Genomic DNA, 24,595 nt, shown 5'->3' on the forward strand with positions numbered 1-24,595 from the left:
GCTGAGTTCGGCTAGCCCGCGGGAGCGGGCGGCGCTTCGGGCGGCGGGGCGACGGCCGGCTGGCCGGGCAGCGGACCGGGCGGCGGGGGTGGCTGATTCAGGATGAATGGCACCGGCTGCGAGCGCAGGTTGCCCAGCTGCACGACGAGGTTGTAGGTGCCCCCACCGATCGCCGGCCGCGGCAGCGGGCAGTGCGGCGCCGAACCCATGCCCGTCCAGGTCACGGCCGTCGTCACCTGCTCGCCCGGCGTGAAGGTCTTGATCAGGGTCTCGTTGGACGGCGCGCAGTCCAGGTTGGACCACAGCCGCTTGTTGTCCAGCGAGTAGACGTAGGCGGCCAGCACCGAGGCTCCGACATCGCGTTTGCAGGACACCAGCCCGATGTTGGTGACCACCATGGTGAATTTCGGCTGGTCACCGATGAAGTACTGCGGCGCGTTGGTCAGGCCCTTGACGGCCAGCGTCGAATCGGGGCAGTCGTCGCCCTCCTTGAGCACCGGCGGCGGCTGCACCGCGGCGGTGGGCGTCGGTGACTCCGGGTTTAGGCCCTGCGCCGGTGGGGCGATCGGGGTGGCGCCTTCCGGTCCGGACGGCGGAGGCGCCTGCGGCGGCGGCGCGCCCGGCTTGCTTGGGGCCGAGTTGGGCTTGTCCGCGCTGGCGGGTTTGGCGCCCGCGCTGTGGCCCATGAAGGCGATGATCGTTGCGGCCACGACCCCGACGACGACAACCGCGATGCCCAGGGCCAGGCCCCTGCGCCGCCAATAGATCTCGGTGGGTAGCGGGCCACGCGGTTCCACATCTAGCACGAACAAACCGTAGGCCCAGGTCACGCCGATTTGTTACATCCGGCTCGGCGTGTCGCGATGTTTGCTGGCCGACCGCCGTGCTATTCGCCTATGTCGCCGACTTGGTCGACCAACGCCGCGCGCCCATCGGCGAGGTGATAGGTGACGCCCGCGAGCGCCACGGTGCCCGCGGAAACCCGCTCCGAGATGGCCGACGAACGCGCCACAAGTTGTGCCACCGTCTCGCTCACATGGCGCGCCTCGAACTCGTCCACTCGGCTCAGGCCGTCGCGTCGGGCCAGCAGGATCGACGGAGCGACCCGCTCCACCACGTCGCGCACGAAGCCCCCCGGGATAGCACCATCGTCGACCGCGCCCACAGCGGCCTTGACCGCGCCGCAGCTGTCATGGCCGAGGACGACGATTAGCGGCACTCCCAGCACCGTCACCGCGTATTCGATCGATCCGAGCACGGCGGAATCGATGGCCTGCCCGGCGGTGCGAACGACGAACACGTCACCGAGGCCCTGGTCGAAGAGGAGTTCGGCGGCCACCCGGCTGTCCGCGCAGCCGAAGATGACCGCGGTCGGCTGTTGGCCGGCGGCAAGGCTGGCCCGGTGGTCGACGCTTTGGTTGGGATGCGCGGGCTTGCCGGCGACGAATCGCTCGTTACCCTCTTTGAGTGCTTTCCATGCGGTTACCGGGGTGGCGTTGGGCATGGCACACATCATGCCGCACGCGCACATGACCGTCTGCCCAAACGAACTCATCGACTGGTACGACCGGTCGCGGCGCGACCTGCCGTGGCGTGAAGCCGGCGTCAGCGCCTGGCAGATCCTGGTCAGCGAGTTCATGCTGCAGCAGACGCCGGTTGCCCGGGTGCTGCCGATCTGGGCGGATTGGGTGCGGCGCTGGCCCACCCCGTCGGCCACCGCCGCGGCCAGCGCGGCCGACGTGCTGCGCGCCTGGGGCAAGCTTGGCTATCCGAGGCGGGCCAAGCGGTTGCACGAGTGCGCCACCGTCATCGCCCGCGACTACGACGACGTGGTTCCCGCCGACGTCGACACCCTGCTCACGTTGCCGGGTGTTGGCAGCTACACCGCGCGGGCGATCGCCTGCTTCGCCTACCGCCAGCCGGTGCCGGTGGTGGACACCAACGTGCGGCGGGTGGTAGCCCGCGCGGTGCACGGCCTGGCCGACGCCGGGGCGCCGTCGGCAGCTCGCGACCACGCCGACGTCTCGGCATTGCTGCCGGATGACGAACGGGCGCCGACGTTTTCGGTGGCCCTGATGGAGTTGGGCGCCATCGTCTGCACCGCGCGGGCTCCCCGATGTGGGCTGTGCCCGGTCACCCGGTGCGCGTGGCGGGATGCCGGCTCCCCTCCGGCGGAGGGGCCGGCGCGCCGGGCGCAGACCTACGCCGGGACCGACCGTCAGGTGCGCGGATGCCTGCTGGACGTGTTGCGCGGCAACGATTCTCCCGTCACCCGGGCCCAGCTGGACGTGGCGTGGCTGACCGATACCCAGCAGCGTGACCGGGCACTGGCTTCGCTGGTCGCCGACGGCCTGGTGACGCGGACCGTCGACGGCCGGTTCGCGTTGGCCGGCGAGCAGTAGCCGACGCCCGGGGCGATCCGGCGGTATTCGAACGGCCAATGCTGCATATCCGCGCTCACCAGGAGCCTGGCTGGACGTGAGTAGTCGCTTCAAACCGGTTCGCCGGTAACAGATGTCAAGAAGCCATCGGCAACAGCCGCATCGCCGGCTCAGCGGCGGTGTCACTGTCGTGAGCGCGAAGTGCGGCGGATATGAAGGCGATGACCCGTCGGCTCAGCAGCATCCCCAGATGGCCGACGCCATCGATGGTGACGGTTTCGACCTCGGGGTGGAACGGTACGGACCGCATGCCCGGCACGACGATGTCGAGTGCGGCTGTCACCGACAGCCACCGCACACCGTCCGGCAATGGCGTCGCAGCGAGCCGGCGCAACAGTGGCGACCCGCGCCGCAGCGCCCGGACGATCTCGACCAACGGCAGGGCACCTGCCCAGGGCGACCCGCCGAAGGGGGAGCCCAGCGTGACGACGGTATCGACTCGGCCGGCCAAGCGAGAATCCAGGATGGCCTGCGCGATGATCACCCCGCCCAGACTGTGTCCGACCAGATGCACTTTGTCCGCACCCGTTCGGGACAACGTCCTCTGCACCTCGGCGACCAGGTTGTCGGCGAGCTGCTCCACTGAGTTTCCGACCGGCGCGTAGCTCATCGCGGCGACGGTTAATCCTTGAGCGGTCAGCGATTGTGCGACCAACGACCAGCTCGACTTCGCACCCCCGAACCCGTGGACCAATAGCACCGGGCGCGTGCGTGGGACGTGGGGATTCACTTGCGACGACGCGCTGTCCGCAGGTTCGGTGTCACCACGGAATAGGCGTACCGGCGCGGTCGCGGCCACAGACAACAACAGCGCCGCCTCGTGCGCCTGCACCATCGCGGCACGCACCATCGTGTGAACCGCCGGGCGGCCGCCACCAAACCCACGCAGGGACGCCGCCTGCTGCATGCGCCCCTGCCGACCGTGGATACGTGCAGGTTGCGTGGTTGTCGGCTGCGATGACATCGTGTCCCACCTTCGTCAGTGTGTAATCGGCGTCACACTGACAATGCCGTTCGGCGGGTCGGCAGTCTTCACTGCCAGCCGCAGTTCGGTATGCGGGATTGCAGGGGCCACGCACTACTTGGTAGCCGGAAGGCAGACCGGGATAGGCTGCGCTGCTGGGGTTTTCGCTGGCCTGTGCGCACCCGCGGTGTCATACACGCTTCGGGGTGCAAAAGTCTGGCATACCGCGCGCGGCAACGCCTCCGCGAAGGCGCAGTATCGCTCACCCGCTAGCCGCCACGATGCGTGTTGCACCGCTCTAGACGGAACCCGTTACGGCTGTATGGGATTCATCGTTTGGAAGTGACATGTCGAGCGTCGCTCCCCTACGGCCGGGGATAGCAAACCGGAACGGCGATACGGCCGCCAGCCGGCTCCTACGGTTTGCCGCCGCTAGCGCCGGCAGTGAGCGCAACGCGTCTGCGCCTGGCCGGCATCGCCGGCGTCCTGGTGCTGTTGACACGCGATGACCGGCTCTCCCAGGCAGCCACACCCCCGCGATGCCCACTGGCGGGTAGGTGAATATTCCCACTGGTGGGCCCCGTCGATGGGTGCCAGCGGCGACGACACCTGCGCGCTAGAGGACGAGTGTTTGACGCATCGACGAGGTGCTGAAGCCCTCGTACTCGTCAGGAGGTGACGTCATGGCAGCAATGTACGGCCTTCTGGCCGCATTCCCGGTGTTGTGGGGCTGCGCCGGCTATGTGCTGGTGTCCCATCCAGGCACAAACGAGGCTGGTGTCTCCGAAGGGCTCGGAAAATAGGGACCAGCCCGTTGGGTTCGTGTCGCAGAAATTGATGCCCTCGCAGCATGCGCAGTCCAAGTTACTTTCTAGCACCGCGCAGTGCGCCAAGAGTGCCTTTGTTCGGGCCACGTCTGAACACCCGTCAGCCCACGCCCGCGACGACCATTAAGACGCCGCATACGCCGACCATGATGGCGAGGACGGCCTGGCGGCGCGCGCGTATCCAGTCATGCAGGCGGAGCAACACCGCTTGCGTCTTCGCCGGCGTTGCGAGATAGCTGACGAGCGGAAGCTCCGCCACCGCAAACGCCACGAGGGTGAAGCCGAGCGCCGCGCCGACCTGAGCCCCGGCACCTGCTCCCGACGCCAGGATGGCGACGATCGCCCCCAGGTACTCGACGGGCGGGGTCGCCATCGCCATGCCGGCGGCAAAAGCCACCACCAGCGACCCGCGTTCAAGCCGACCTCCGATCGACAGGCGACTGGATCCACTCGGTGGATTCGGCTCCAGTATCAGGGCGGAGCGGCCACCACCCGTAACCGGCACGGGCGTGCGGCGGCGCGCCCAGTAGTGCGCCCCGATCAGCGCGGCGATCTGCAGCGCGAGCACACCGATAGCGACCTGTGCGTGCGCAACAATCGGGCGGCTTAGCACCGAAACCACCACTCGCATAACTGAAAGCGTAAATCCGCGCAGAATGAGGAGCACCACCACCGCAACGGCGATGCCCGTTGTGATGCCGCCGAGCCAGAACACAAACAGGTTGCGCATGGGCCGTGGCCGCGAGATCAAGAGCGCCGCGATCCCGATTCGGACCGGGTCGATGGCAGCTACGACTGCGAGCAGGAGAACTGCGCTACACATAGCCGACGCCTACCGATAACGAATATTGCTGTGCTACTGGATGATTGGCTAATCATGGTATGGCTAGCCGATTCATCCGCTTGGTTGTGGTCACGTATCGGATACCGCGCGATGCGCGCGAATGGCTAAGCACCCGTTGCTCAATCAGGTCAGCGCCACGGGCGACGCCTCCGGTGGCTTCGAAGCCCGCCGCCACCCGTCGCGCGCCGTCCGTCATGGTCATCGCTTCTCGAACCTTGGCTGACAAGCGAGCCGGAGTCAGCTTCTTCACCGGCAGGCGCGTGCCGCAGCGGGCCACCTCAACCCGCCGCGCGACCTCGAATTGGTCGCGCCCGAACGGCACTACGCACACCGGAACGCCGCGGGCTAGGGCCTTTTGGGTCGCGCCCATCCCGCCGTGGGTTACCGCGCATACCGCGCGGTCCAATATGGGTCCGTGCGGCGCGAATTCAAGCACCGTCGCGTTCGGTCCGGGTGTGATGCCGCTGGGTAGCCCGGCGGGCAGGGTTGCGACCACGTGCACCGACTCGTCGGCAAGCGCGGTAATCGCGGTTGCGACAAGTTCTGCATCGGCCTGCTTTTGCGACGACGTTGTGACCAGGACGATCGGCCGGTCAATCGAGGTTAGCCAGTCCGGAACCGTAGCCGTGGCGGGTTCGAACATGCACGGGCCGATCATCTGGACGGCATCTCCCCAATCTGTCTGCGGGTACTCGAACGGCTTGCCGGTTGCGACCAACATCAGCGGCGCCCGCCGCATAAACTCATCCGCCGACGCGACCGGCGGTGCACCGGCGCTCGCGCGAATCTTGTTGCCAAGCGGCAATACCGTCTTCTCCAGCATGCCCATCACGATCGGCCGCAGCGCGGCGTCGCGGACCCGGCCCAGCAGGCCGGGCAGTGGTGCTAGACCCAGCCCGAAGGGAGGCACCCCGGGTGATTGCAGCGCCGGCGTGTAGGGGCAGAAACATGCCCACGGAATGTCCCGCGCGTCCGCGACCGACTGGGCGCCCCAGCAGTTTGCGTCGATGATCAACGCGTCGGGGCGCGTTCGCGTGACCGCATCGGTGAAGTCGGCGATTTCGTACGCAGCGCGCCGACAGAACACGTCGAACGCCATCTTAAGCGCGGCATGGGGATTCGAGGCCTTCCAGTCATCGAGGACGATCGCCTCGATTCGGGGATCGATGATATCGGTGGTGAAACCGAGCCTTCTCCCCATTTCCACGCCCGTGGATAAGGTTCGCAGATGGATCTTGTGGCCGCGGCCGGACAATTCCGAGAGCAGCGCGCTCAACGGGAACAGATTGCCGAGTCCGGGTGAAGTGTAAGCCAATATCGTTGCCATCGTTTGCGCGCCTTCTCGGGTCTCCGGGTTCCATCATCTCCGCAACGTCGACTCCGTCAGGCCGCACACCCGACGATGATGCCGTTGCTTGCGATGTGTTCAGAATCTTTGCTCGGGCGAACCGCCGCCGGCATCCTCGCTGACACCAACGTCGGCATCCAGCTAGCTGGAATCTCTGCCGCGCGTTGTAACGCCGCTTGGACGGGCGGGCGGAGTATCGCGCAGCGCCTTCTCTAGTTGTCCACTCCGACAGAAGGAATCGGTTACCGCTAGCTGGGGGTCGCAACGGCTGCTGACACCCGACGTCAATGGGCGCCAGCGTGGCCGACACGGAAGCATTGATCCACGACACTGACAGCCATGGCAAAACACAACTCCGCGACCATTGATGCGGTGACCGAGGAGATCATCGATCTCGTCCGGGCCGAAGTCGAAGCCGTTGATATCACGGCCGATTCGACCCTTCAGAGCCGAGGACTGGATTCGCTCAAGATCATGTCGCTCATCTTCAAGATCGAGGAACGCTACGACATCTTCCTTGAAGACGAGGACGCGGACAACCTGTTGACGGTGGGCGATCTGGCGGCCTTGGTGCTTCGCCGCGTTCAGGAGCAGTCGTGAAAGGGGCCCCCGCGATCGAGCCGAGGCACGAGACGCTGACTGAGATGCTTGCCACGGCCGCACAAAGCGGCGAGAGCCTGTTCTTCGTGGACCGGAAAGAACAAGACCTGAAAGTCCCGATGGCTCAAGTACGGGAACACGCGCTGTCGATCGCTGCGGACCTGACGGCGCGTGGGGTGCAGAAGGGCGATCGCGTCGCGCTGGTGCTGCCGACCGGCCCGGAGTTCGTGGAGTCCTTGTTCGGCGTGCTGTGCGCCGGCGCCATCCCGGTACCGTTGTATCCGCCGGTCCGGCTCGGAAGACTCGAGGAGTATCACCACAAGACGGCAGCCATGCTCCAGGCGGTGGATGCGGCCCTGGTCGTGACAGACGAGCGCATCCGCCGGTTCCTCGGGGTCGCCGTTTCGATGTCAGCTCCACGCTTGGGCTGTGTGACCGCGTCCAGCCTCGGGGGTTGGAACTCGCTAGAGGTCGAAGTCGCCCCCGACGACGTCGCGTTGATCCAGTTTTCCTCTGGCACGACCAATGACCCCAAGCCGGTGGCGCTGACCCATGCGAGCCTGCTGTCCAATCTCGCCTCGATTGAGGCCTACCTCATCGCGGAGGGAGAGCCGAACCCGGTCGGCGTCACGTGGCTGCCCCTTTACCACGACATGGGATTGATCGGGAATCTGCTATCCGCGTTCTATGTTCCGGCCCCGCTCGTCCTGCTTCCGCCCGAGCTGTTCGTAGCGGTACCGGGTGCGTGGCTTCGCGCCATCTCGCGACACCGGGGCACGGTCACCGCGGCGCCCAACTTCGCGTTCGGACTGTGCCTGAACCGTATTCGCGACGACGAACTCGACGGGGTGGATTTGTCATCCTGGAGGGTATCGCTCAATGGAGCCGAGGCGGTCAGCGCCGCGGTGCAGCGGCGATTCGACGAGCGATTCGCGCGCTGGGGCCTGAGCGTGTCGTCGCTTACACCGTGTTACGGCATGGCGGAGGCCTCACTAGCCATCACCTTCAAGCCAGCAGGCACCTCCTATCGCACGCTTGGGCTGGACGCTGAGAAATTGGCTGCCGAAGGCATTGTCGAGCCGGGAAGCAAGCAGCTGGTGAGCGTCGGGCGTCCGCTGGCGGGCGTGGAGGTGGAGATCCGCGACCCGGACGGGCGGTCGTTGCCCCCGGGCCGCGTCGGTCACATCTTCGTCCGTGGGCCCAGCGTCATGGTCGGCTACTTCGGCCGGACCGACCTAACGGATCAGGCCCTGCACGATGGCTGGCTGGACTCGGGCGATCTCGGATTCACTTACGACGGCGAGCTCTTCGTTTGCGGAAGGCATAAGGACATCGTCATCGTGCGCGGCGCCAATCATGCCCCGGAGGAGTTCGAGGCGGCGCTGGACGGGCTGCCCGGTGTTCGTACCGGATGCGCAGTCGCCGTCGGGTTCGTGCCGGCGGGCGAGGACGACGAGGCGCTGGCCATGCTGGTGGAGACGACATCTGAGGCCTCCGCCACGCTCGCCGAAGATGTAGCGTCGCGCATCCAGGAACGCACCCGCATCCGGCCCGCGCATGTGGAGTTGCTGGCACCGGGAACCCTGCCGCGAACCAGTAGCGGAAAGCTTCGACGACACGAGGCGCGCACCCAATGGCTGGCGGGCACGTTGGCCCCGCCGAAGAAGGTCACCGCCGCGCGACTGCTGGTCAAGGCGGCTCACGGAGAACTGCGCCACGCGCGCGCGTCATTCGCTCGGCACACCGCGGCGAAGAAGCCGTCCGTCACAACCAAGCCGTAGAAGGAATAGCCATGTATCGGGCAGACACCACGATGGACGCAACCGCTTCGGGCGCCTCTGCGCCAACTCACCTGACAGCAAGCGGAATTCGCGTGCGGCCGACGCTGCTGGGCCTATCCTCCGCGCATCCGCCGTACCACGTCACCGTGGAAGATAGCGCACGCTTCTTCCAGCACAGGTACCCGTCGGTTCGGTTCGCGCAGCGCATCATCGAATCGACAGGAGTTAAGAAGCGCCACATCATCTGGGACCCGAAGACGCTGCCGGAAGTCGGCGCCATGCTCACCGGCGACCGGATGGCAGCCCATGCCGAAGCCGTCATCGACGTGGCCTCCCGCTCGGTCAACCAAGCGATCGAGGGTTACGACAAGGAACGCATAGGTAGCTTCGTCATGGCCTGCTCCACCGGCTACGTCAATCCCGGCCCCGATCTCCTGCTTGCCAAAGAGCTCGGCCTGCGATCGGATCTGCGGCGCACCTTCATCGGCCACATGGGGTGCTACGCGGCGCTCAACGTCATCAAGGTCGCCATGGACAGCCTGGCCGCCCGACCGCAGGAGCTGGTGATCGGCAACTGCACCGAGCTCAGTTCGGCACACGTTCGCGACAACCCGATGCCCGACGAGGATCCGCTCGAATCGCTGATCACACAAGCGCTTTTCGGCGACGCCAGCGTGTCGATGCTGATGGGATCGGCACCCGATGGCGCCGGCACGCAGTTCCTGCGGACCCACACCGAGCAGCTCTACGACCAGCACACCATGATGAGTCTGAACATCGGCAACCAGTCGTTTTGGATGACGCTGGCCTCCGGTGTGCCAACGGTGCTGCAGGACAACATCGAGGGCTTCCTGGTCAAGCTGCTGGCTCCGCTGGGGCTGGCCTCCCGCGACATCAGTCACTGGGGAATTCATCCCGGTGGTCCCAAGATCCTCCGGGTGCTGGGGAAGCAGTTGGCATTGCAGCCGGCGCAGTTGCGGGCGAGCTGGGATGTGCTCGCCAACGCCGGCAACTGCGCCTCGGCCACGGTGCTGCTGGTGCTGGAAAACATTTTGCGAGTCGATCGGCCTCGCCCAGGTGAGTACGGGGTGCTGCTGGCGTTCGGGCCGGGGCTCACCATCGAGGGCGCGGTCCTTCGCTTCTGAACGAGTTCGGCGACACACCAATACAGGCGCTATTCGTGAGATGGCGCTGTTCATGAGAAACAGACAGGTCGCGAGATCCAGGTCGGAGGAGACGTGTTAGAAGGCATTGCCCGGCTGGCCATTCGTGCGCCGCGGCGGATCCTGGCAGGCGCGCTGCTCGTCATGGCCGCCGCGGCCCTGTTCGGCCTGCCGGTTGCGAAAAGCTTGTCCGGGGCCGGCTTTCAGGACCCGGACTCACCGTCCGCGCTCGCCACCCGGCTGCTGGCGGACAAGTTCCATCAGGGCGACATGTCGTTGCTGATCACCGTCGGCTGCGCCGACGGCGTGCAAAGTGCCGCCGCCCGGTCGGCCGGCACCGACATCGTCCGTCGGCTTCACGACTCCCCTTACGTGGCGCAGGTGACGTCCCCATGGACGACACCGCCGTCCGCGTCGGCGTCGTTGATCAGCAAGGACGGCAAGACAGGGCTGATCATCGCGGGCATCACCGGCGGTGAGAACAGCGCCCAGAAGCACGCTGACACCCTGAGCAACGAACTGGTCCACGACCGAGACCATGTCACCGTGCGCGCCGGCGGGGAGGCGATGACCGCCACGCAGATCAACCTCCAGACCGAGAAGGATCTGAAGGTCATGGAAACCATCGCGATTCCGCTGAGCTTCCTGGTGTTGGTGTGGGTGTTCGGTGGCCTGCTGGCGGCCGCGCTGCCGTTGGCGGTCGGTGGCCTCGCGATCTTCGGTTCGATGGCCGTGCTGCACGCGATCACATTCGTTACGGACGTGTCGTTCTTTGCGCTCAATCTGTCCGTCGCGATGGGGATGGCGCTGGCGATCGACTACACCCTGTTGATCCTCAGCCGGTTTCGAGACGAGCTTGCTGCCGGCGCCGGGCGAGACGAGGCCTTGGTCCGCACGATCACCACCGCCGGGCGAACCGTGCTGTTCTCCGCAGGGACGGTCGCGCTGTCGATGTCGGCTACGGCACTGTTTCCGATGTACTTCCTGAGGTCGTTCGCCTACGCCGGCATCGCCGTTGTGGCGTTCGTGGCCATCGCGGCAATTATGGTGTCAGCGGCGGCCATTGCCCTGCTCGGCGATCGACTGGGCACCCTTGAGGTTCACCAGATGCTGCGCCGGCTGCTGCGGCGACCCGAACCGGTCCAACGCCCGGTGGAGCAGACGTTCTTTTACCGCTTAGCCACCTTTGTGATGCGCCGGGCCATACCAATCGGGCTCCCGCTGGTCGTGGTTTTGATCGCACTGGGCTCGCCGTTTTTGGGTGCCAAGTGGGGCCTCCCCGACGATCGGGTATTACCGACATCGAACTCGGCGCGACAGGTAGGTGATGAGCTGCGCGCCGATTTCGCTCGCGACCTGTTGACGAACGTAACTGTTGTCATCCCGGACGCGGCCGGGATCACCACCGCGGAGCTTGGGCAGTACGCGGCCGCGCTGTCTCGGGTGCCCGATGTCTCATCGGTGTCCGCACCGGATGGCAAGTTCGTTGCCGGTGTGGCGGTCGGGCCGCCCACGGCCCCGACCGCGATCAGCGACGGCAGTGCGTTTCTGACCGTAGCGAGCAGCGCGCCGCTGTTCTCACACCCCTCCGAGTCGCAGCTCGACCGGCTACAAGCCATCCCGGGACCGTCAGGTCGGCACGCGCTGCTGACCGGGACAGCAGCGATCAACCGCGACACCGTCCAAGCCGTCACCTCACGGCTGCCCAACGTGCTCATGCTGATTGCCGCTATCACGTTCGTGTTGCTGTTCTTGCTGACCGGCAGCGTGTTCTTGCCCCTGAAGGCTCTGGTGCTCAACGCCTTATCCCTGACCGCCGCGTTCGGCGCGGTGGTGTGGATCTTCCAAGACGGGCACCTCGGGGCATTGGGTACCACCTCCACCGGCACGCTCGCGGTCACGATGCCGGCGCTGTTGTTCTGCATCGCGTTCGGCCTGTCGATGGACTACGAGGTGATGCTGGTGTCGCGGATCCGGGAGTACTGGCTTGCCTCACGGCAGACACCGGCCGACAACGACAAATGCGTGGCGCTGGGGCTGGCCCATACCGGCCGGGTGATCACCGCCGCGGCGCTGATCATGTCGATCTCGTTCGCCGCTTTGATCGCCGCCCAGGTTTCCTTCATGCGGATGTTCGGTTTGGGGTTGACGTTGGCGGTGCTGGTCGACGCGACGCTGGTGCGCATGGTGCTCGTTCCGGCGTTCATGCATCTGATGGGCCGGTTCAACTGGTGGGCCCCGAAACCGCTTGCGCGGCTCCATGATCGGCTTCGAATTAACGGGTCCGCCCGCTTGCCAGACGCCTCCGCGAGGGACCTGCGGCGTACGGCTGCTGCGGAGATCGTGGGAAAAGACTTGTCTCTCTTGAGGCCGGTGGCTGCTACGGCGGAGTTGTAGAAGGTCCGCCGACTCGCACGAGCAGCAGGCGGCGCTGCGACCGGTGGCTGCGCTTGTTGCACGAGGAGTGAAGCGTCGGAGGGCTTTTCGGCGGTGGCCGACGAGATGGCCCGACGTGTGGATGCAAACGCGGCGGCGAAACCGGCCGCTGTTAGGGAACCTTTGTGACGACTTCGTCAATCATGATGAAATCGACTAGGATGGGGCGATGGCAGTTCACAGTCAGGCCAGCGCGCTCATCGACGTGCACGCACATTTCCTGACCGATCGCTATGTGAACGCGGCGCGGGCTGCAGGCATCACCCAACCCGACGGCATGCCCATGTGGCCCAGTTGGAGCGTCGGCGATCATCTTCAACTGATGCACGACAACCGCATCGTCAGCGCGATCCTGTCGATCTCATCGCCAGGCGTTCATTTCGGCGACGACAGTGCCGCCGCCGACCTCGCCCGCCACGTCAACGAGTTCGCCGCAGGCGTGGTCGCCGAACATAAAGACCGGTTCGCCTTCTTTGCGTCACTACCGCTGCCGTGCGTCGAAGCCGCGGTAGACGAAGCCGCGCACGCAATGGACGCCCTTGGGGCCCTTGGGGTGGTTCTGATGAGCAACAGCGCAGGGACCTACCTAGGTGATATTCGGTTGGATCCGCTGTGGGAGGCCTTGGATCGGCGCCGCGCCATCGTCTTCGTGCATCCGACGTCCCCACCCAATGTCGGGGCGGTTGCCCTTGATCGGCCGAGTCCGATGTTGGAGTTCATGTTCGAGACCACCCGATCGGTGACCGACCTGATCTTCGCGGGCGTCCAAGAGCGCTATCCGGAAATCCGATTCGTGATCCCGCACTGTGGTGCCACGCTGCCCGTAGTGGTTGATCGCGTCGAGCTATTCCGCAGTCTGCTTCCGGGGTCCAACGACCGCCCTCGGGCAGCGCTGACCACCAGGCAACAGCTCCAACGGTTTTGGTACGACCTCGCAGGCACTCCGTTCCCCGCACCCGCGAAGGCCCTTGTCGATGTCGTCGGGTCGGCGCAGTTGCTCTACGGCAGCGACTTCTGCTGGACGCCTGCGATGGGCGCGTGCCATCACGTGACGCTAATGGACCAGGAGGCGACGGACTGGCGAACGTTGACCACCGCCAACGCCAAGCGCCTCCTCGCCTAAATACAGATGAGTTTGAGCGGAAGGCGCTGGTGTCGTCGGATGCGCGGCGGTGGCTTCGAGCCGTGCCAGACCCTCCGACCGATACAGCCGCCGGATCTCGGCCTAACCGTCCACAGTGATCACTCTCCAATCGAAGGGTGCTCACTTTCCGACCGGAACCGGCAGTCTGCATGCTAACCGGCAAGCACAGATTCCAGCTATCGGGATGCCAGGATTTGCGTTAGCGGTGACGAAATAAGCTGGTGGCCATGCGATCCTGAAATTCTCCGAGCAAACCCAACTTCATCACACCGTCTGGGCGCCACGTCGACGCAGCGGTTTGTCAACCCGGCTACGGGGCCGGACCACACCGCAACCGCGGAGCGGTTCAGGGCAAACAATGCCCGATGCCCGACCGAGCAGCCGATCAGGAGCAACACATGACCGACACGGACAACGACCATAGGTTTAAGGAAGTCGCAATGGACGTCATGTCGGTCGCCCGCGCGGGCGTCAACGCGCTCGAAGCCTCTGGCCTCGATGGCGATGGCGCACGGTCTCAGCTCGAGGGAAAGCGGAACGTCCCGGGTCCCAACAGGACCGCTCACCAACCCGAGACCGTGCCGGCACTACTGCGTACGCTGCAAGTCCGTCAGGCTTCTGCCACAGAGGAGATGGATTCGCTTCGCGGCTGGCTTCGCCACAACACGCCAAATTCCTCGCTGAGAATCAGCTTTCACCTAAACGGCTATGGACGGCTGCTCGGTGAGAGGTTCAGAGGATCGAACAAGCGGACGACTTGCGAATACCGACCGTACTGACCTTCAAGCAGCGCAGTCGATTTCGACGGCCACAATCACCGCGATAGCGACCACCGGGCTCGGGCCCGTGTCGGTCCCAGTTGGTCGAGCCGCCGAAGCCTTGCGCGCCTGCAATTTTGAATCGCTTGCGGGGCAAGCTAATCGAACCGTGCCGAGGCCGGTACACAACCGTTGGGGCGGCGGCGTCCTGAGAGTAGTCGTCATCAGAATTGGACCTGGTCGGTACGGCGGTTCGGCAGGGTAGCTCGATTGGTCATCCAGTGGCTTCCTGGATGTACTCCCCGATCTGCTTTAGGGAGAGGGTGGCCTCGGGGATCTGTGGCGCGCACAGTTGGAACACATGCAGTTGGCCGGGCCAGATCCGCAATTCAGTTGGCACCCCGGCGGCGGCGAGCCGCCGGGCAGCCAGCCGGGCATCGTAGAGCAAGACTTCGGAGCCCGATACGTGGATCAAGGTGCGGGGCAGGCCCGGCTTGATGTGGTCGAGCGGTTCATATGCCTCTTGTGGGCGACCGGCCACGACGTGGCGCGCGGCGGCCTTGGCGGTCAGGTCGGCCAATGCGTCGAAGGCCTTGGCCGGAAACATTGCGTCGGTGCGGATGTTGGGGTGGGCCTTTTTGGGCTCCTTGTTCAGTTGCATGAGCGGCGACAGCGCAACCAGTGCTGCAGGTCGCTCGCGCTCCTCAAGCAGCTGTTGGGCCAGTGCCAGGGCCAGGTAGCCGCCGGCTGAATCGCCGGCCAGCACAATCTGTTCGGGTTGGTAGCCGCGCTGTCGCAGCCAGTTGTAGCCGTGGTAGCAGTCGTTGACGGCTTCGCTTAAGGAGTGCTTCGGGATCAGTCGATAGTTGACGACCAGCAGCGGTGCGTCAGCGTATTTGGAGATCATCGATGTCAACCGGCCATGCGAGTGCGCTCCGCCAGTCAAAAATGCGCCCCCGTGTAGGTAGAGCACGACGCGGCGGGTGCCGTCGGCCGGCAGCACGCCCGTGGCCCGAAGCAGCTGCGCGGTGCAGTGCGGCAGCGCGATGCTGGTGCAGATGCTGCCCGCGATCGGCGGCAGTGCCCGCGCGGCGAAGTCGACCAGGTCCCACGGCCAGGGGAAAAACGGCCGGTGGCTGCCGATTGCCAGTACTGGCCGAATGGTGAGCCGGGCGCCTAGCCACGCCAGCCGGCCCGCGATGCTACAACCGTGTTCGGTGACCTCGACCGGTGCCCCGTCGCTGGCCGGACACCTGCGGTCTTTTGCCGCCCTAGCGGCGCGTATGTGCGCCGGTGGTGAACCCGAAGCCCTACGCGGTGCGGTCATGTCGCACTCCATAGAAGGAGTTGTCCGAACGGCTCGGTGAACTCGGGGACGAATGTGCCGGTCGGTTCGGTCGCGTGCCTGACGGCGGCATCGGCGCCCCGGGAGTCTCGCCGACGTGTTGGACGCTGACCACCGGAAGTGATGCCTCGTGGTATGCCGATAACCATAGCTGCCACAATGTCGTTGCGGGCAGCGGAAATCACCACTGCTGACGCCCATTACCATCCCCGGCGAGCGGTGATCTACGCCTACCTGCCAGCTGCAGATGACATCGTGACCCGGCGTCCGGGGGCGGGTTGTCGAGATTCGCACTCTCCGTTGGCGACAGGGCGGATGGGTCGTAAACCTCATCCAGGTCCGGCACCGTGAACAGGCTGCGATCGATCGCTTCAACGAGCCGAATCACCATTGAACCAAGCACGTTACGCATATCTTTCGCTTGGTTGTCCTACTGCCATGGTCGAAGCGCCGTCGATCCGACAGCCCTTAAGAGGACATGCGCTCATGATGGCGCGTCCTTCCAGCGCCGTTGTCGCAGAAGGGCTTCGGGCCAACGATGGCACTGTCGAAAAGGACATGCGTAGCAGGCCGATGAAGCTAAACGCTTCCGAATCTGGCGGCGATGACCACCGCGTCTTAGCGGTGACCGCTTAAAGCCCGCGGGGCTGCGCCAGGCAGTGGCGTCGTTCTCCCCGCGGTGATTGTGGCATGCGATTTGATTGCGCGCTCGCCGACAACTGAAAAATGCGGTGCTGCTGCTAAATAGGAATCGACCCCCCGCCGCCACAGCCGCGCAGGCGACGGCGGTCGCGGGTCGAGGGTGGTTTGGGCTAGACCTTGCGGTTCTCCGACTTGATCATCCAGGCCAGCTTCTCGAGCGAGTCGATGATCTGGTGCAGCAGGTCGGCGGTGCTGGGATCCTCCGCGTCGACGGCGTCGTGGACGGCACGCAAAGTGTCTGCAGCCGCATACACGCGGTCCGTCACCAGGTCGACGACGTCGCTGGTGCTCTGCTCATCGGCCGGGAACTGCGGCAGGCTGGTCGACTCGGCGACCGTGTCGGACCGCCCGTCGGGAACGGTGTCGAGGGCACGCATCCGCTCGGCGATGGTGTCGCTGGCCTCGCGGGCGGCATCGACGAGCTCGTCAAGCTGCAGGTGTAGGTCGCGGAAATTCCTTCCGATCACATTCCAGTGGGCCTGCTTGCCCTGGAGCTGCAATTCAATGAGATCGACCAGCACGCGCTGGAGGCTGGCAGCCAGCTCGCGGGAGGCCTGAAAGTTTCGGATGTTCTCGGCTAGGCGACGATTGGCATGCCGACCATCCAGAGGCGCAGAAATTGTCATTGTGTAGCTCCATTCGTTGTTCTTGCCTAAATAAACGATTCGGTGCCGCGGTAGCATCCCGAATCCGACGTTCTCTGCCGAGATTGTTCGTGAGTCCAGCGGGGTCACAAGCACCATGACCCAAACGATTCTGTCGCCGGACCACGCGCCGGTCGCAGCCGTCGCCATCTCTGCGGCGCCCCTCCTCACCCCTGATCTCGGACGGTGCCGAGGGTGACCTGCGTGGTCTTGGTACTCCCGGAGGTATCGATATACGACAGTGTCACCTTCTCGCCGGGCGCCTTGGACGCCACCACCGCGATCAATGCGTCAGCGCTGTCAATCATTTGGTCGTCGATCCTGTTGATTACGACGTTGGTGGCCAGGCCGGCCTGCGCTGCGGGGCCGCCGCTGGTAAGCTCGGCGACCATGGCGCCGCGGATGTCGCCGTCGATCACGTCAACACCCAATGAGGCGTGCGATGCTTTGCCGGTGGTGATGAGCTCGTCGGCGATTCGCTTAACCTGATCGACGGGAATGGCGAAACCAAGTCCGTTCGAGCCGCTTTGGGCGCTGGTCAACTCGCCCCCCGGCATCGCGGTCGCGGAGTTCACGCCGATCAGCTCGCCGTTCATATTGGCGAGCGCGCCGCCGGAATTGCCCGGGTTGATCGCGGCGTCGGTTTGGATCACGTCGAGCACCGTCCGCTCGTCGTTGGTGCCTTCGTACCAGGACACCGGCCGGCGCAGCGCACTGATAATCCCGTTGGTGACAGTGCCCTCGTAGCCCAGCGGCGAGCCGACCGCGACGACTTGCTGACCGACACGAAGGTTGGCCGACGAGCCCCAGGTGATTGGTGTAAGTCGGGAAACGCCTTGTGCCCGAACAATTGCAATGTCACTGACCGGGTCGGCGCCGACCACGGTGAACGGCGCGGCTCGGCCGTCGTTGAAGGTGACCAGGGTGTCCGGCCGCCCGTCGGCACCCTTATTGCTGACCGCCACCACATGGCGATTGGTCAGGACCAGACCGTCGGAGCTCAGGACGACGCCGGAACCCAGTTCGTAGTGGTTGTCCATAACGGTGCGCAGCATCGCCACGCTGGTCACCACCTTTGCGGCGACTTGCTCGACCGACCCCGCGGAATCTCCTGCGGCGGACTGGGAAGCAGCAAAGCCACGGACGAACACGCCGTTGCCGGTTGCCGAACCGACTAAATGGAGCGCCAACGTGACGGCTCCGGCAATGGCTGCAAAAACCACTGCCATCACGAGTGCGCCCGCGAACAAGGCCATGGCGCGCGCTTGCTTTCGCCGCGGCGCGCTTCGAATTGCCCTATGGGCTGGGCGGTGGCGCGGACTCCGGGCAGGTGTCACGACGGTGGTATGACGTCGGCGACCGGCTTGGTTTCTAGCAGCAGCCCGTCTGCCTTGGACTCGTGGGCATTTCGCGTTAGGACAGCGCAAGCGGGAATTCTTCCGAGTGGTGTCACCATGCCACCTAGAATCGCGTTTCCGGGCGCCCGATGTCGTCACCGCTGACGTCCCTCGCGGCTTGCCGCCACCCGCAGGGCGGGCCTACCTGTCAGCTGCAAACGACCCCGGTATGGGCGACAACCACATCGACGTTCATGCGCTGTGCGGAGTCCAGCGTGAGATCGCTTCAGCGCGTGGCCATTAGGAGTCTGTTTCCCGCAGGGGCACGGTGATGAACAGGGTTGTACCGGTCCCGGGCGGACTGACGATGTGGATGTGGCCGCCGAGCGCCTCGACGCGGTCGATCAGGCCGACGAGTCCCGACCCCTTGCGGTGGTCGGCGCCACCTTTTCCGTTGTCGCGGATCATAAGACAGAAGTTCTCATCGTCGATTTCTGCGCGAACGTTCACCTCGGATGCTTGCGCGTACTTGGCGGCGTTGGTCAGCGCCTCAGCCACCACGTAATACGCGCCAACCTCGACTGGCTTTGGCAAACGCCGGTCAAGAAGAAGGTCGAGGGCGACGGGGACGCAAGAGCGCTGGGCCAGCGTATCCAACGCCGGCCCCAGCCCGCCTTTTGACAAGATCGCCGGATGAATCCCCCGCGAAATCTCTTGCAGTTCACGAGAAACCTCGGTTAGACCCGACAAGACGCCCGAGAGTTCCTTCTTAACGCCCTGCTGTTCGGGCGGCACGCAAGCCTCCACCATGCGGAGTTGCATTCCCAGCGAAACCAGCCGCTGTTGAGCTCCGTCGTGCAGGTCGCGTTCCAGCCGGCGCCGGGCATCATCGGCGGCCGCCACGATCCGCGCGCGGGAGGCGATCAACTCGTTGCGGGTGTAGGCATTAGACAGGGCAATGCCGACCAGATCGGCGAAGTCGGCGATACGCTCCTCAGAGTCCGAAGGTAAAGGCTCGCTGCGCTTCGACGCGGCGACAACGAATCCCCAGACGCGTCCACCCACGATGATGGGAGCTCCCACGCCTTCACGAATGCCCACCTCACTCAGGCGTGCGACCACCGAACAGGCGGCGTTCTCAACCATGTTGTGGCGGGCGGCGCGGCCACTGCGCAACACCGTCGCCCCGAGGTTGTCGCCCTCGATCGTAAGACGCTCGCCCACTGACAAATATTGCGAGCCGGCCCTGCCCTTCCCGGCGACCAGGGTGATCGCATTATCAGGCTCGTAGCGCCACACCCCGCTGGTGTTCACATTCAGGCACCGCACGATTTCGTCGGCCACCGCCGAGTACACCTGCGACGGATTCGCCCCACGGGCCACCAGGGTAGCCACCCGCCGCAACGCCGCCTGCCGCTCGGCAAGCTCACGGAGGGCATCGCGGCTGGTCTGCAGTTCGTCTCGGGTGGCTGCGTTGGCGAGTGCGGTGGCGACCAGGTCGGCGAAGTCCTCGATACGCTCCTCAGAGTCCGGTGGCATCGGCTCGCCCCCGGTCGACCCGGCGACAGCCACTCCCCAGACGCGTCCGTCGACGATGACGGGAGCTCCCACGGCGGCACGAACGCCCATTGCCCAGATGCGTGCGACGGCCGAATCGTTGGAATTGTCGAACGCGTCGTGCCGCGCCGCGCGGCCACTACGCAACACCATCGTCCCGAGGTTGTCGCCTTCAAGCGAAAGACGCTCACCCACCGGCAGGAAGCGTGAACCTGGCTTGCTGTGTGTGGCGACAAGTTCGATCTCACTATTAGACGCGTAGCGCCACACCGCGCTCACGTCGATATCAAGGCATCGGACGATCTCTTCGGCCACCGCCGCGAACACCGCCGACGGCCTTCCCCCGCGGGCCACCCGGGTGGCCACTCGACGCAGCGCCGCCTGCTGTTCGGCGAGCACGCTGACCTCATGGCGGCGTTCGTCGGCCTCCAGCGCGCGGGCTCGCGCCGAGCCGGCAATGAAGTTGGTCGCCGATGTGACAACGAGGAACACGGCGACGACCACGCCGTCCCCGATCGGCGAAAAGTGCAAGGCCGGCCAGTCGCGGAAGTAGGTGAACGCGAGCGCGCTGGCTACTGAGGTCGTCGCCGCCAGCCCCCACCCCCATACCGTCGAGACCACAAAGACACCGAGCACATACAGCACGCCGACGTGGTCCTCGCCCGTGATTTGCTTCACCAGCCAAACCGATACGGACTCGACCGCGATGAACGACACGGCGACGACAATCCCGAGCAGCAGCGGCGGGGCCGTCGGCCGCAGGAACAGCGAGCACAACTGTGCTTGGGTCCTCACCGCGGGCGTTGCTTCCCTCCGCGCGACGGGAGGTGACCGCAGCCATGGCCCAGGCGAGCTCGACCGCCGGTGGCCTCGTGCAGGTCGACCACCGACCGAGATGTACACGAGGCGGGGTGGTTAGTGAGTGCACTCATGTCATTTATCCGTTCTTTCGCTGCTCCCTTTGATTTCGCCTCTCAAACGGCACACCGGAAATGCTGCCCAACCAGGCGGGAAAACGGCGAAACCGCAGGTCGCTGCTCCGCTAGGTGGTTACGCCACCCAGTGCAAACGGGCGCTCAGCGTCTCAGCTGGTCGAGCAGTGCGCGGGTGCTGGCGGCGGGAGGTATCCCAGCGGCGCTGAGCGCCCGTTCGCATTGGGTGAAGGTGGTGATGACGCCGTCGTAGTCGCCGACGGCGCCGCGGATACGCATGAGGATGCGCCATACCGCCTCATGAAGCGGGTCGGCGGCCAGCACAGCCTCGGCGAGGCTTTGGGCTTCGTGGTATCGGTCGGCGGCATAGGCCGCATCAGCGGCAGCGGCGCGCGCAGTCGTCGCCGAGTCGGCCAGGTGCTGGCGCCGCTCGTCGACCCACGCCGAGCGCACGCCCGCAAGGTACTCGCCGCGCGCTAATGGAGCGAGCGCGCGTTCGGTGGCCGCGATGAGTTCACCGCCCTGTAGGCGCCGGGCGGCGGCCAGGTCCTGTTCCAGGCGTGCCGATTCGCTGGCCAGGGCGACGTCGGGGCTGAGCGCGACGCGGCCCTCGCAAATGCTCACTGCGTCGGGGGGCAGCAGTCGGCGCACGCCGGTGATGGTCTGGCGCAGGTAGGCGCGCGCGGACTCATCGTCGCGGGCGTCGAACAGGGCGTTGAGCAGCTCGTCACGGCTGGCCGGAGCACCTTTGCGCGCGGCCAGAAAGCCCAGCAGCTCATAGCATTTCGCAATCCTCGGGCGCACATCTTCGCCGTCGACGATGATCGCGGTGCGGCCGAATTCGAGCAGCTCAATCGTCGTGGGGATATGAGTTCCTACCGCGACGCCTTGGCTTGCCAGAGCGCGCCCGATGGCATGCCATGCCGAGTCGGCGTTCGCTTCGGCGTCGATGCGCCGGGCCACCACCGCCGGAAAGTCGGCCAAGGCTTGCAGCAGCACATGGTTGGATCCCTGCTCGCGGGCTGCCTCAACCGCGATGTCGGCGGCGCGGTCGGCGGCGTCCACGTTGCCGGCACGCCACTCGGCCTCTGCGAGATATACCGCCGCCGTAGGCAGCTCCAGGATGCGCTTGCAGGCGTGCATGCCCGTGACCGCTGCACGCAGCGACGACAACGCGGTGTCCTGGTCGCCCTCGAGGAGCGCCGCGAGGCCGCGCCAGGTCTGGGCCAGGTCCCGCACAAGTGGATAGCCGCCGGCAGCGGAATCGCGGTCGATTTCGGCGAGGAGGGCTTTCGCGCGCGCCGGGTCGCGGTCGGCGCGCAGCGCTAACTTCGCCGCGGCAATGTGGTGCAGCCCCATCAGAAGCGGCGACTCTTTCGACCTTGCAAACTTACGGCCGTGGGCCAGTGCGGCCCGGGCCTCGTCGACTCGTCCGGCGTCGAGCAGCGTATCCGGGCTGACGAAGCATTCGCGGAAGCCGCCGAAAAGGCCCTGGCGCTGTGCCGCCTCGTATTGTTGGAGGGCTTCTGCGGTGCGTCCGGTGGCGCGCAGCGCCCCGATCCTGCCCGGGCCCATGGCCAGCCCCGTCAACGGTGACGGCGTGTCGTCGCCGAATTGAGTTAGCCGGCCGAGCGCGTAGTCGGCGCCGTACAGCAGCCCGTCCAGCGGGCCGCCGGTGGGCTCGGGTCTGGGAGGAGCGCTGGCCGCGGTCACCAGGGCGAGGGTGTGCGCGAAGGCGTAACGGACGATGTTGACGGCGGGGCCGTCGGGGGCCGCGCCGAGCACGGCGCGCGCCTCATCGAGGCATCCGGCGACCGCATAGCACCATGCCATGAGGGCGGCGGCGCGTTCGCAGGTTGCTGCCAGCTGCTCACGCCGCCCGACCGCGGCCAGTTTGTTGGCGATGCGCACGCCGCGGCGCTGGTCGTCGCGTGCTATCGCGAGCATCAGCTCGGCCTCGGCGAACCCGAAGTCGTCGGCGGGGACAACCTGCGTGAGCGCTTGGATCCAGCGGTCAGCAACGGCGAAGTCCAGACGCTCGATGACACCGAGGATCGCCTGCTTGGCGGAAGTCAACGCTTCCCCGAGTACACCCGCCCCAAGTAGCTCCTCCACCGCCTCCTCGTGAAAACCCTTGCGCGCGAGCAGCCGCCCGTAGGCCGCGCGCAGCTCATGCACCGCTGCGCGCCCGCGACGATCCAGCAGCTCGCGCAGATACTCCCGAAAGCGCGGATGGCAGCGCATCGCCAGAGGATCCGGGGACCACTGCGCCGGGATGGGCGCTAACTGCAGCGATCGGAGCCGACCCGCGGCGTCGTCGACGCCCAGCGCGACCGCCGACTCCACGGTCACTTCCTCCAGCATCGAGGTCGTGATGAGAAACTCGCGATCCTGGGCGTCGAGCTCACCCAGGATGTGCGCGGCCACATAGTCCCCAAAGTCATCGGCGCCGCCGCGAACGTAGTCCCCGGAGCGCCACGCGTCGAACAGCACCCCGATGACCCAGCCACCAGTGGCCGCGACCGCAGCCGGCGCATCGGCCGGCGAGCGGCCTAGTCGCTGCAGGGCGATGCGGGCCTCCTGCACGGTGAACGCCAGATCCGCGTCGACAACTCGTGCCACCCCACTGCCAAGTGCGGGAGAACAGGCCTCGGCAGGCAGGGTGCGGCGGCTGATCAACACGATGCGCATGCTCGGTGGGGCGTAGCGCAGGATCGAGGCGATGACTTCCCACGCCGGGGACGATCGAGGCAGCCGCTCCAGATCATCCAGAACGAACACAACCTCGGCGTCGGCGGCAGCCTCGGCGAGCAGGCCCGCCGCCTCCGCATGCGGGATGCCGGCGGCCAGCGCACCGGTGGCCACGCCCCGCACCCATGGCAGCCGGGCTGCCAGCGCCTCCTCCAGGTAGGTCAGCAGGCGGCCCGGGGCGGCGTCGGTCGCGTCCACGGTCAGCCACGCCACCAGCCTGCCGAACGTGCGGCTGGCATGTGCGACCGCGACCGATTTGCCCGCGCCGGCGGTGGCCGTGACGGTGACCAGCCGGTGGTCATCAACAAGTTGGCGCAACAACCTATCGAGCCGCTCACGCGGCGGCGCGCCCACCGGAGTGTCCGGTGCCATGAGCTTGCGGCGGATAACCCGCGATCCGTGAGGCTGCTTGGCTAACATCGTCCGGCCCAGCGCCTGCGCAGCCCTCAGGTCCGTTAGCTCGGCGAGGCCCATCACATACCCTGTCTCCCAATGAAACCGCGACGCGACCAATGCGATGGCGCCCTGCTGGGTTGCCGATGTTCGGCTTTGGTGGGCGCCCAGCTCGACGGTTCGCGCCACGGCCGCGACCGCGCTGGTGTTGATTGACCCAAAAGCCATGCCGGGGCGACAGCGCCAACTAGGGCGGTGTCCGCGCGGATTAGTTTGGGCATGACCATGATTGCGCTCATTCGAGTAGTGAGCCCCCGATCAGCATGTAGCCTAGAAGCAGCAACTTCACCGCACCTTCTGAGACGAACAGCGGCGTGATGAATTTGCATCTGCCTTTGATGCTTTCAGAATTGCCCTTGCATATCTGTGCAGCTGACACGAATCCGTGCATCCCGCTAGCTGGAATCCGCGTTTCCGGGTAGCAGGTAATCGCCGATGGCGACCTATTCATCGGCGGCTGGCAGAGGGCGCTTATTCCAACGTGCGGTATTCCCCTGCGGCACTGGACCGTTGTCCGCCGCCAGTTGCCGTTGATCCGGGACGGCTGGAGCCACACACGACCGCATCG

The 24,595-nt window shown here is 65.9% G+C and carries 17 protein-coding genes; 7 read left to right on the forward strand and 10 right to left on the reverse strand.

The genetic code is table 11. The annotated features are described in order from the left end of the window. Positions 1–11 precede the first annotated feature (11 nt). Together A5764_RS06805 and A5764_RS06810 are read right to left on the reverse strand one after the other, a co-directional pair. Entirely contained in the window at positions 12–806 is a 795-nt protein-coding gene (locus tag A5764_RS06805) for a hypothetical protein (RefSeq protein WP_156664534.1), read from the reverse strand. A gap of 80 nt (positions 807–886) precedes the next feature. After that, the gene (locus A5764_RS06810; RefSeq protein ID WP_067110503.1) at positions 887–1,504 is read right to left on the reverse strand and encodes a carbonic anhydrase; all 618 of its coding nucleotides are present in this window, start codon (positions 1,502–1,504) and stop codon (positions 887–889) included. Here A5764_RS06810 and A5764_RS06815 point away from each other — a divergent pair. Beyond that, a complete protein-coding gene (locus A5764_RS06815; protein WP_067110506.1) occupies positions 1,503–2,402 on the forward strand; it encodes an A/G-specific adenine glycosylase in 900 nt (299 codons plus the stop codon). The two genes, A5764_RS06810 and A5764_RS06815, sit on opposite strands and share 2 nt — an antisense overlap. Before the next feature lie 115 nt (positions 2,403–2,517). Here A5764_RS06815 and A5764_RS06820 read toward each other — a convergent pair whose 3' ends face one another. The 3 genes from A5764_RS06820 to A5764_RS06830 form a co-directional block, all read right to left on the reverse strand. Next, positions 2,518–3,405 carry a triacylglycerol lipase gene (locus A5764_RS06820; RefSeq protein WP_082951543.1) on the reverse strand — a complete coding sequence of 296 codons (888 nt, stop codon included), beginning with the start codon at positions 3,403–3,405 and terminating at the stop codon, positions 2,518–2,520. 927 nt (positions 3,406–4,332) lie between these two features. After that, the gene (locus A5764_RS06825; RefSeq protein ID WP_067110511.1) at positions 4,333–5,055 is read right to left on the reverse strand and encodes a GAP family protein; all 723 of its coding nucleotides are present in this window, start codon (positions 5,053–5,055) and stop codon (positions 4,333–4,335) included. Between the two features lie 52 nt (positions 5,056–5,107). Then, positions 5,108–6,403: a glycosyltransferase gene (locus tag A5764_RS06830; RefSeq protein ID WP_067110515.1), complete on the reverse strand. Its 1,296-nt coding sequence runs from the start codon at positions 6,401–6,403 to the stop codon at positions 5,108–5,110. A gap of 393 nt (positions 6,404–6,796) precedes the next feature. On the opposite strand from A5764_RS06830, the gene A5764_RS06835 reads away from it, so the two are divergent. The 6 genes from A5764_RS06835 to A5764_RS28115 all read left to right on the forward strand — a co-directional run bounded on the left by A5764_RS06835 (position 6,797) and on the right by A5764_RS28115 (position 14,327). Beyond that, the gene (locus tag A5764_RS06835) at positions 6,797–7,024 is read left to right on the forward strand and encodes an acyl carrier protein (protein WP_231989632.1); all 228 of its coding nucleotides are present in this window, start codon (positions 6,797–6,799) and stop codon (positions 7,022–7,024) included. After that, positions 7,021–8,805 (forward strand): fatty acyl-AMP ligase, encoded by a 1,785-nt coding sequence (locus tag A5764_RS06840; protein ID WP_067110521.1) that lies wholly within the window; start codon positions 7,021–7,023, stop codon positions 8,803–8,805. Before A5764_RS06835 ends, A5764_RS06840 begins: the two co-directional genes overlap by 4 nt. 92 nt (positions 8,806–8,897) lie before the next feature. Beyond that, positions 8,898–9,950, forward strand: a complete 1,053-nt coding sequence (locus A5764_RS06845; protein ID WP_231989633.1) for a type III polyketide synthase — start codon at positions 8,898–8,900, stop codon at positions 9,948–9,950. Between the two features lie 93 nt (positions 9,951–10,043). Beyond that, positions 10,044–12,365 carry an MMPL family transporter gene (locus A5764_RS06850; protein ID WP_156664535.1) on the forward strand — a complete coding sequence of 774 codons (2,322 nt, stop codon included), beginning with the start codon at positions 10,044–10,046 and terminating at the stop codon, positions 12,363–12,365. Positions 12,366–12,573: 208 nt separating this feature from the next. After that, a complete protein-coding gene (locus A5764_RS06855; protein ID WP_067110527.1) occupies positions 12,574–13,527 on the forward strand; it encodes an amidohydrolase family protein in 954 nt (317 codons plus the stop codon). Positions 13,528–13,946: 419 nt separating this feature from the next. Continuing rightward, positions 13,947–14,327: a hypothetical protein gene (locus tag A5764_RS28115; RefSeq protein ID WP_156664536.1), complete on the forward strand. Its 381-nt coding sequence runs from the start codon at positions 13,947–13,949 to the stop codon at positions 14,325–14,327. A 253-nt stretch (positions 14,328–14,580) separates the two neighbouring features. Here A5764_RS28115 and A5764_RS06860 read toward each other — a convergent pair whose 3' ends face one another. From A5764_RS06860 to A5764_RS06880, 5 genes are all read right to left on the reverse strand, one after another. Next, complete coding sequence (locus A5764_RS06860) at positions 14,581–15,633, reverse strand: alpha/beta hydrolase fold domain-containing protein (protein WP_067110664.1); 1,053 nt, start codon at positions 15,631–15,633, stop codon at positions 14,581–14,583. 830 nt (positions 15,634–16,463) lie between these two features. Next, a complete protein-coding gene (locus A5764_RS06865; RefSeq protein ID WP_067110668.1) occupies positions 16,464–16,979 on the reverse strand; it encodes a Dps family protein in 516 nt (171 codons plus the stop codon). Between the two features lie 185 nt (positions 16,980–17,164). Continuing rightward, positions 17,165–18,253: a S1C family serine protease gene (locus A5764_RS06870; RefSeq protein WP_067110529.1), complete on the reverse strand. Its 1,089-nt coding sequence runs from the start codon at positions 18,251–18,253 to the stop codon at positions 17,165–17,167. A gap of 381 nt (positions 18,254–18,634) precedes the next feature. Then, positions 18,635–20,794 carry a GAF domain-containing protein gene (locus A5764_RS06875; protein WP_082951544.1) on the reverse strand — a complete coding sequence of 720 codons (2,160 nt, stop codon included), beginning with the start codon at positions 20,792–20,794 and terminating at the stop codon, positions 18,635–18,637. A gap of 173 nt (positions 20,795–20,967) precedes the next feature. Then, positions 20,968–24,195 carry a BTAD domain-containing putative transcriptional regulator gene (locus A5764_RS06880; protein ID WP_067110531.1) on the reverse strand — a complete coding sequence of 1,076 codons (3,228 nt, stop codon included), beginning with the start codon at positions 24,193–24,195 and terminating at the stop codon, positions 20,968–20,970. Positions 24,196–24,595: the final 400 nt, after the last annotated feature.

This window comes from Mycobacterium sp. 852002-51057_SCH5723018, assembly GCF_001667035.1.
GTDB lineage: Bacteria > Actinomycetota > Actinomycetes > Mycobacteriales > Mycobacteriaceae > Mycobacterium.